The following is a 1,313-nucleotide window of genomic DNA, read 5'->3' on the forward strand; positions in this document are numbered from 1 at the left end:
AATTAATAAGAGTTGTCCGTTTTCGGCTTTGTGACTGTCAAGCAGTTGCTCGCCGCGTTTACGTAGGCGAGTCATATCTTTTAAGTAAGTATTCGGTGCGAGTCGAATTCGTTTCTTCACGCTGTAGAGCCGTTCGGGTAGGCGAGATTGCAAGGGGCCTAAGTCGATACCGTGAGGGTAATTAAGTAAAGAGCTAACACAAAGGCCTTTGCTCAAACTTCTGTTTTGAGAACCATAAGGGCTGAGATCCAGAATCTTCCGGGCTGGGTGTTTGCTTGGTAAGAACCCCTGTAAGGCATCGACCAGGAAACGCCCTGCTTGGCTAGTGCCAGGGAGCTGCGTACCATAAGGGCCGGTACGAAGGATGATATCCAATAAGCCGTCGGGTCCTAAGCGCTTCAGTGATTGGTAAGAAAATTGTTCACCAATAATTTGCTTAATATTGCCTTTGCCAAGTCGGTGCTGAAGCTCAAGCGCTATTTGCCAGTCATGACGAGCAGACTTATCTACCTCGAATAAGGCGGGTGAGTATTTAGCGACATTCCGAACACCAAGCAGGTTAAAAACAATATCATAATGAGACTGCTCCAAAGGCGCAGTCGGAGGCAGGATAATATCGGCATGCTTTGAGGTTTCATTGATATAAAAATCAATAGAAACCATGAAATCCAGCGAATCGAGGGCTTGATCAAGGTGCTGACCATTCGGGCTGCTGAGCACAGGATTGCCAGCCATGACGATCATCATTTTTATCTGCTCATCACTAGGCAAGAGGATTTGGTCAGCCATGGTGCTGGCAGGCAATTCTCCACCAAATTCCGGTAGACCTGAAAGGCTCTGATAACGATTATAATGGCCTTTTTGGCCTGTCCATGCTGCTAGCTCAACCATATCTGCTGCGGGTTTGCTAAACATTAAACCGCCGCGCTCATCCATATGGTTTGTCAGAATATTTACCACATAAACTAACCAGGTCGCCAGGCCACCAAACTCCTGAGTTGAGGTGCCCATTCTACCGAACAGGCAAGCCCTTGGGGTGGTAGCCAGTTTGCGGGCTAGTGTTCTGATATCTTCGGCGGTAACACCTGTAATGCTGCTCACGTGCTCTGGGTTGAAGTCGGACGAGATAAGCTGTATTTCGGCGATCCCTTCAAGATGGCTTGATAGCCGGCCTGTCTCGATTAAATTCTCATTAAATAAAGTGTTAATAATTCCGAGTATCAGGAAGGCATCGGTACCGGGTTTGATGAATAAATGCTCGGTACTTGTTTTGACTGTTTCAGTCTTTCTTGGGTCAAGTAGAATCACCTCAC

The 1,313-nt window shown here is 47.1% G+C and carries 1 protein-coding gene; it reads right to left on the minus strand.

Annotation, left to right across the window (positions count from 1 at the left end):
• On the minus strand, window positions 1-1,313 hold a 1,313-nt coding region (locus A3766_RS03010), incomplete at both ends, for a molybdopterin-dependent oxidoreductase (protein WP_156508642.1).

Source organism: Oleiphilus sp. HI0132, from assembly GCF_001635845.1.